The organism is Pseudomonas onubensis (assembly GCF_965653655.1).
GTDB lineage: Bacteria > Pseudomonadota > Gammaproteobacteria > Pseudomonadales > Pseudomonadaceae > Aquipseudomonas.
The window spans coordinates 20,487-27,033 of the sequence record NZ_CBFHAZ010000087.1 but is presented as its reverse complement, the minus strand read 5'-3'; the positions used below and the strand labels follow the sequence as shown (position 1 = coordinate 27,033).

The window sequence follows — 6,547 nt, the reverse complement described above, 5'->3', positions numbered from 1 at the left end:
TCTACAGCAGCCTCATTTGCTGTCAAGTGATTATTTTCAGAAGTTTTCGAAGAATTCTTCAACAACTTCAACCACTTGCGCTTACGATCTCTCGTCAGCGGGAGGCGAATTCTACAGCGTTACACGCTGCTGTCAACACCTCTTTTTCAACTCCCTTTTTACTTCGATGAACTGAAGTAACCTGCTGCCGAAAACTTCGTAACTCTTTGTTTACCAAGGAGTTTTCCGTTTCGACTGCGCCGGAAGTGAGGCGAATTATAGACAGATATAAACCCCCGTCAATCCCTAATTACGCTTTTGTCGCAGAAAGTGGTTTTTTCGCGATAAGACGGGGAATCCGGCGCATCACCGGCGGGATCCGCAGCACCAGCAGCAGCGCGCCTATAGATGCATAGATCGCCCACTCCTTCAAGTCAGCCCGCACAATCCACAACATGTGCAACAAACCAAGCCCAAGAATCACGTACACCAGGCGATGCAGCTTCTTCCAACGGCTGCCCAACCGGCGCTGGCTATAACGATTGGACGTTACCGCCAGCACCAATAAACCAAGGAACCCCAGCGCACCGACAATAATGTAGGGCCGTTTGCGTAGCTCCACGCCAAACTGCGACCAATCCAGCCCGAGGATGAATACGCAGTACGCGGCCAGGTGCAGCGCCACATACGCAAAACACCACAACCCCAATTGCCGACGTACAGCAATCCACCCCGCCCACCCGCTGAGTTTCTGCAACGGCGTCATACCCAGCGTTACCAGCAACAGGATCAGGGTCCCAAGCCCCAACCGATCCATCAACACTTTGCCTGGATCAGGCCCGAGCACAGAGCTCCACGCCTCATACAGCCAGAAAAATGGCCAGATCGCCGCGGCTATAAAGACGCCAATGCGCCAGATTGGATAACGCATCAGTAGTTCTTCCGCAGGTCGAGGCCGGTATAGAGAGAAGCGACCTCATCCGAATAGCCGTTGAACATCTGCGTCTCGCGCACATTCGGGCTGAACAGACCGCTCGGCAAGCGGCGCTCGCGCGCCTGGGTCCAGCGCGGATGGTCGACGGTCGGATTCACGTTCGCGTAGAACCCATACTCATTGGCCGCAATGCTTTGCCAAGTCGTCTTTGGCTGCTCGCTGACCAGGCTGATCCGCACAATCGACTTCACGCTCTTGAAGCCGTACTTCCACGGCACTACCAGACGCAGTGGCGCACCGTTCTGGTTTGGCAATTCCCGCCCATACATACCCACGGCCAGGATTGCCAACGGATTCATTGCTTCATCCAGACGCAGCCCTTCTACATAAGGCCAGTCGATCAAGCCGAAGCTGGAGCGCTGCCCCGGCATGCTTTTGGGGTCCTGCAGCGTTTCAAAGCGGATGTACTTGGCTTTGGCGGTCGGCTCAACCTGCTTGAGCAAGGCTGAAATAGGAAAGCCCATCCACGGGATTACCATCGACCACGCCTCGACACACCGCAGACGGTAGATACGCTCTTCCAATTGATACGGCTTCATGAAGTCTTCCAGGGCATAGCGCCCAGGTTTACCGACTTCCCCATCAATCACCACACTCCAGGGTTCGGTCTTGAGTGAACCGGCATTCTTCGCCGGGTCGCCCTTGTCCGTACCGAACTCATAAAAGTTGTTGTAGTGGGTGGCGTCCTTGAACGGGGTAATGGCTTCATCCTTTACCGTAACAGCCTGCCACTGGGTATTGGGCAGCTTGTCGGCAAACCAGCCTGGGGCATTGCCCGGCTCGACATCGGCATAACGCGCGGCATCTTCGGCGCTCGCCCAACGTGGCAACGCAGTGGCAGCAACACCGGCCAGCGCACCGCCGAGCAAGCTGCGACGCGAAAGATAGAAGGATTCAGGCGTGACATCCGATTCGTGACAATCGGACGCTTTGGGGATCTTGATTAACATGGCAACTCCGCAGCATTGGAGAACTGATGCACCAATAGACTGCGGAGTATGGGGGAAATTACATTAAGGCAATGTTTTGTCGCGGCGCAGGTGCAGCAGGTATTGAACCGGCCCCGACGCGGCATACACCAGGAAGGCCAGCAGCAGAATACGCGGCGGATCACTGAAGACGACCGCAAACACCAGCACCACCACCAGGATCGCCACGAAAGGCACGCGCCCCTTGAGGTCAAACTCCTTGAAGCTGTTGTACTTGATGTTGCTGACCATCAGCATGCCGGCGGCTGCAACCATCAAGGCCACCAGGAACGACATCTTCGAACCCTGGATGCCGTAGTCGCTGAACGCCCAGACGATACCGGCCACCACACCGGCCGCCGCGGGGCTGGCCAGGCCGATGAAGTAACGCTTGTCGGCAGTGCCCACCTGGGTATTGAAGCGCGCCAGACGCAACGCGGCGCCGGCGACATAGATGAAGGCAACCATCCAGCCGACCTTGCCCATATCACCCAGCGCCCAGGCAAATGCCAGCAATGCCGGCGCAACACCGAAGGCCACCATGTCCGACAGCGAGTCGTACTCGGCACCGAAAGCGCTTTGGGTATTGGTCATGCGCGCCACCCGGCCATCCAGGCCGTCGAGCACCATGGCCACAAAGATGGCGATAGCCGCGAAGCCGAAGTACTTGCTGGCACTCGCCGCATCACCCGCCGCCAATGCGCTTTGCGCGCTCATGGAGTTGATGATGGAGTAGAACCCGGCAAACAGGTTCGCCGTGGTGAAGAGATTGGGCAGAAGATAGATACCACGATGCCGGACCTTGCGACCTTCCGCATCATGCCCTTCTTCGACATGCTCATCGATCGGTAGCAGGCTTTCGGCGTCAGAGGCCCGGTTTGGCTCTTCGGGACGTTCGGTCATGGACTTTACCTTGCAACGGTGTGAAAAGAATTCGACAAATACTTGCAGCGCGTGTTCGCCCGCAAACGATGCAGCTTTATACCAGAACCCGCCCCCAAACGAAAAAACGCGGCCTAAGCCGCGTTTTCCCTTGATGCGTACGACTTAGTTTTTGGCTTTGTCGACGATCTTGTTGGCACCGATCCACGGCATCATGGAGCGCAGTTGCTCGCCGATGATCTCGATACCGTGAGCGGCGTTGTTACGACGCTTGGCGGTCATCGAAGGGTAGCCGGTAGCGCCTTCGCTGATGAACATTTTGGCGTATTCGCCGTCCTGAATACGTTTCAGGGCGTTGCGCATGGCCTGACGGGATTCGGCGTTGATGACTTCCGGGCCAGTCACGTACTCGCCGTATTCGGCGTTGTTGGAGATCGAGTAGTTCATGTTGGCGATACCGCCTTCGTACATGAGGTCAACGATCAGCTTCAGTTCGTGCAGGCATTCGAAGTAGGCCATTTCCGGCGCGTAGCCAGCTTCAACCAGAGTTTCGAAACCGGCTTTGACCAGTTCAACGGTACCGCCGCACAGAACGGCTTGTTCGCCGAACAGGTCGGTTTCGGTCTCGTCCTTGAAGGTGGTTTCGATGATGCCGGTACGACCGCCACCAACGCCAGCTGCGTAGGACAGTGCCACGTTCTTGGCGTTGCCGGATGCGTCCTGGTAGATCGCGATCAGGTCAGGGATACCGCCGCCTTTGACGAACTCGGAGCGCACGGTGTGGCCCGGTGCTTTCGGCGCGATCATGATCACGTCGAGGTCAGCGCGCGGCACAACCTGGTTGTAGTGGATCGCGAAGCCGTGGGAGAAGGCCAGGGTGGCGCCTTTCTTGATGTTCGGCTCGATTTCGTTCTTGTACAGCGCGGACTGGAACTCGTCCGGGGTCAGGATCATGACCAGGTCGGCAGCTGCAACGGCGGAAGCAACGTCAGTCACTTTCAGGCCGTGGGCTTCAGCCTTGGCAACAGTGGCCGAGCCTTTGCGCAGGCCAACAGTCACGTCAACGCCGGAGTCTTTCAGGTTGCACGCTTGGGCGTGGCCCTGGGAACCGTAGCCGATGATGGCGACTTTCTTGCCCTGGATGATCGACAGGTCACAATCTTTTTCGTAATAAACTTTCATGAGGTTCCTCTATATATCCAGGCCGTAAGGCCATTCACTAATTTGGGTTAGATGCTGAGTACTTTGTCGCCACGGGCAATCCCGGTGACACCACTGCGTACCGTTTCCAGAATCGAGGCCGTCCCGATCGACTGGATGAAGCTGTCCAGCTTGTCGCTTGTACCGGTCAGTTGCACGGTATAAACGCTGGCGCTCACATCGACGATCTGCCCGCGATAAATGTCGGTGGTGCGTTTGATCTCGGCACGTTGGGCACCCGTGGCCTTGACCTTGACCAGCATCAGCTCGCGCTCGATGTGGGCACTTTCCGACAGGTCGACCAGCTTGACCACTTCGATCAGCTTGTTGAGGTTCTTGGTGATCTGCTCGATCACTTCATCGTGGCCAACAGTCGTCAACGTCAGGCGCGACAGGGTCGGGTCTTCGGTCGGCGCCACGGTGAGGCTTTCGATGTTGTAGTTGCGTTGCGAAAACAGGCCGACAACACGAGACAGAGCGCCGGGTTCGTTCTCCAGAAGCAGGGAGATAATGTGCCGCATGATTAGGTACGCTCCGTCTTGTTCAGCCACATGTCGCGCATAGAGCCGTCTTTGATCTGCATCGGGTAGACGTGCTCGCTGGTGTCCACTTGAATATCGAGGAACACCAGGCGGTCCTTCATGGCGAACGCCTCTTCCATCTTCGGCTTCAGATCTTTCAAATCGGTGATGCGCATGCCGACGTGGCCATACGCTTCAACCAATTTGATGAAATCCGGCAGCGATTCCATGTAGGAATGGGAGTGACGGCTGTTGTAGCTCATGTCCTGCCACTGACGAACCATGCCCAGCACGCCGTTGTTCAAGCACACGATCTTCACCGGAAGACCGTACTGCAAGCACGTCGACAGTTCCTGGATGTTCATCTGGATGCTGCCCTCACCCGTCACGCAGGCGACGTCGGCGTCCGGGAAGCTCAGTTTCACACCCATGGCCGCAGGGAAACCAAAGCCCATCGTGCCCAGGCCACCGGAGTTGATCCAACGGTTAGGCTTGTCGAACTTGTAGTACTGCGCAGCGAACATCTGGTGCTGGCCCACGTCGGAGGTCACAAAGGCGTCGCCCTTGGTCACTTCGCACAGGGTTTCGATCACGGTTTGTGGCTTGATGATGCTGCCGTCGCCCTTGTCGTAAGGGAACAGGCCGCGGTCACCGCGCCATTCGTCGATCTGCTTCCACCAGCTGGCAACCGATTCCTTGTTCGGCGTTTCGCCGATGTCCTTGAGCGCCGCAACCATTTCGGTCAGCACACTTTCCACCGGACCCACGATCGGCACGTCGGCCTTGATGGTCTTGGAGATGGACGCCGGGTCGATGTCGATGTGGATGATCTTGGCATTCGGGCAAAACTTGCTCGGACCGTTGATCACACGGTCATCAAACCGCGCGCCCACCGCCAGGATTACGTCGGCGTGGTGCATGGCCAGGTTGGCGGTGTAGCTGCCGTGCATGCCGAGCATGCCGACGAACTGACGGTCCGTGCCCGGGAATGCGCCGAGGCCCATCAAGGTGTTGGTCACCGGCAGGTTGAGCAGCTTGGCCAGCTCGGTCAAGGGTGCAGAACCGCCGCCCAGAATCACGCCGCCGCCGGAATACATCACTGGGCGCTTGGCCGCCAAGAGCATTTCTGCTGCCTTGCGGATTTGCCCCGAATGCCCACGTACGGCCGGGCTGTAGGAACGCAGCTTGGCTTTCTTGGGGAAGACGTATTCGAATTTTTCGGCCGGGTTGGTCATGTCTTTCGGGATATCAACCACCACAGGACCCGGGCGACCGGACTGCGCGAGGTAGAAGGCCTTTTTCATGACTTCCGGGATTTCCGACGCATGCTTGATCATGAAGCTGTGTTTCACGATCGGCCGGGAGATACCGATCATGTCGGTTTCCTGGAATGCATCGGTACCGACCATAGTGCTAGGCACTTGGCCAGAAATGATCACCATCGGGATGGAGTCCATATAGGCAGTCGCGATGCCAGTAATGGCATTGGTTGCGCCTGGGCCGGACGTTACCAGTACCACACCGGCTTTACCGGTGGCACGGGCATAGCCGTCAGCCATATGGGTCGCGGCCTGTTCGTGGCGAACCAGGATGTGGGTAACAGCCGGTTCCTTGAACAGTGCGTCGTAAACATGCAGCAGAGCACCACCTGGGTACCCGTAGATATAGTCGACGCCTTCGTCACGCAAAAAGCGGACGAGCATCTCACCGCCAGATAAAAGCTCCACGTTGTTCACCTCTAAAACGCCAGAATACCGTCCGTTAAAAACCGACGGGTCTTAATAGGTTTACTTCTCAACAGAGCATGAGCGACGGTGGTCGCCGACTACGTCAGCACTGACTGAGCAAGTATTGGGATCGTCCCAAGTGTTGCGGGCTTTTCCCACCCAGCGCGAGGTAACGCGTTGCGGGTGTTACAGGTCGGCGCGGATATGCGCCTCATGATCTGCTGAGCGGGCCTGCTTCTGGCAGTCCCGATACAGCGGACTTTGGATTCTTCTGTT

The 6,547-nt window shown here is 57.2% G+C and carries 6 protein-coding genes; all 6 read right to left on the bottom strand.

From position 1 onward, the window contains the following. Positions 1-289 precede the first annotated feature (289 nt). Complete coding sequence (gene msrQ / locus ACTD9P_RS22875; protein WP_017139218.1) at positions 290-910, bottom strand: protein-methionine-sulfoxide reductase heme-binding subunit MsrQ; 621 nt, start codon at positions 908-910, stop codon at positions 290-292. Next, entirely contained in the window at positions 910-1,923 is a 1,014-nt protein-coding gene (gene msrP / locus ACTD9P_RS22870; RefSeq protein ID WP_138813837.1) for a protein-methionine-sulfoxide reductase catalytic subunit MsrP, read from the bottom strand. The genes msrQ and msrP overlap by 1 nt, the downstream gene beginning before the upstream one ends. Positions 1,924-1,986: 63 nt before the next feature. Beyond that, positions 1,987-2,844, bottom strand: a complete 858-nt coding sequence (pssA, locus tag ACTD9P_RS22865; protein ID WP_438869469.1) for a CDP-diacylglycerol--serine O-phosphatidyltransferase — start codon at positions 2,842-2,844, stop codon at positions 1,987-1,989. A 144-nt stretch (positions 2,845-2,988) separates the two neighbouring features. Further along, positions 2,989-4,005: a ketol-acid reductoisomerase gene (gene ilvC, locus ACTD9P_RS22860; protein WP_007948647.1), complete on the bottom strand. Its 1,017-nt coding sequence runs from the start codon at positions 4,003-4,005 to the stop codon at positions 2,989-2,991. A 47-nt stretch (positions 4,006-4,052) separates the two neighbouring features. Continuing rightward, positions 4,053-4,544: an acetolactate synthase small subunit gene (gene ilvN, locus ACTD9P_RS22855; RefSeq protein ID WP_003176102.1), complete on the bottom strand. Its 492-nt coding sequence runs from the start codon at positions 4,542-4,544 to the stop codon at positions 4,053-4,055. 2 nt (positions 4,545-4,546) lie between these two features. Then, positions 4,547-6,271: an acetolactate synthase 3 large subunit gene (locus tag ACTD9P_RS22850; RefSeq protein ID WP_438869468.1), complete on the bottom strand. Its 1,725-nt coding sequence runs from the start codon at positions 6,269-6,271 to the stop codon at positions 4,547-4,549. Positions 6,272-6,547 lie beyond the last annotated feature (276 nt).

Coding starts and splice junctions, on each gene's coding strand:
- ilvN (WP_003176102.1), bottom strand. CDS start 4,544: ATGCGGCACATTATCTCCCTGCTTCTGGAGAACGAACCCGGCGCTCTG.
- pssA (WP_438869469.1), bottom strand. CDS start 2,844: ATGACCGAACGTCCCGAAGAGCCAAACCGGGCCTCTGACGCCGAAAGC.
- ilvC (WP_007948647.1), bottom strand. CDS start 4,005: ATGAAAGTTTATTACGAAAAAGATTGTGACCTGTCGATCATCCAGGGC.
- msrQ (WP_017139218.1), bottom strand. CDS start 910: ATGCGTTATCCAATCTGGCGCATTGGCGTCTTTATAGCCGCGGCGATC.
- msrP (WP_138813837.1), bottom strand. CDS start 1,923: ATGTTAATCAAGATCCCCAAAGCGTCCGATTGTCACGAATCGGATGTC.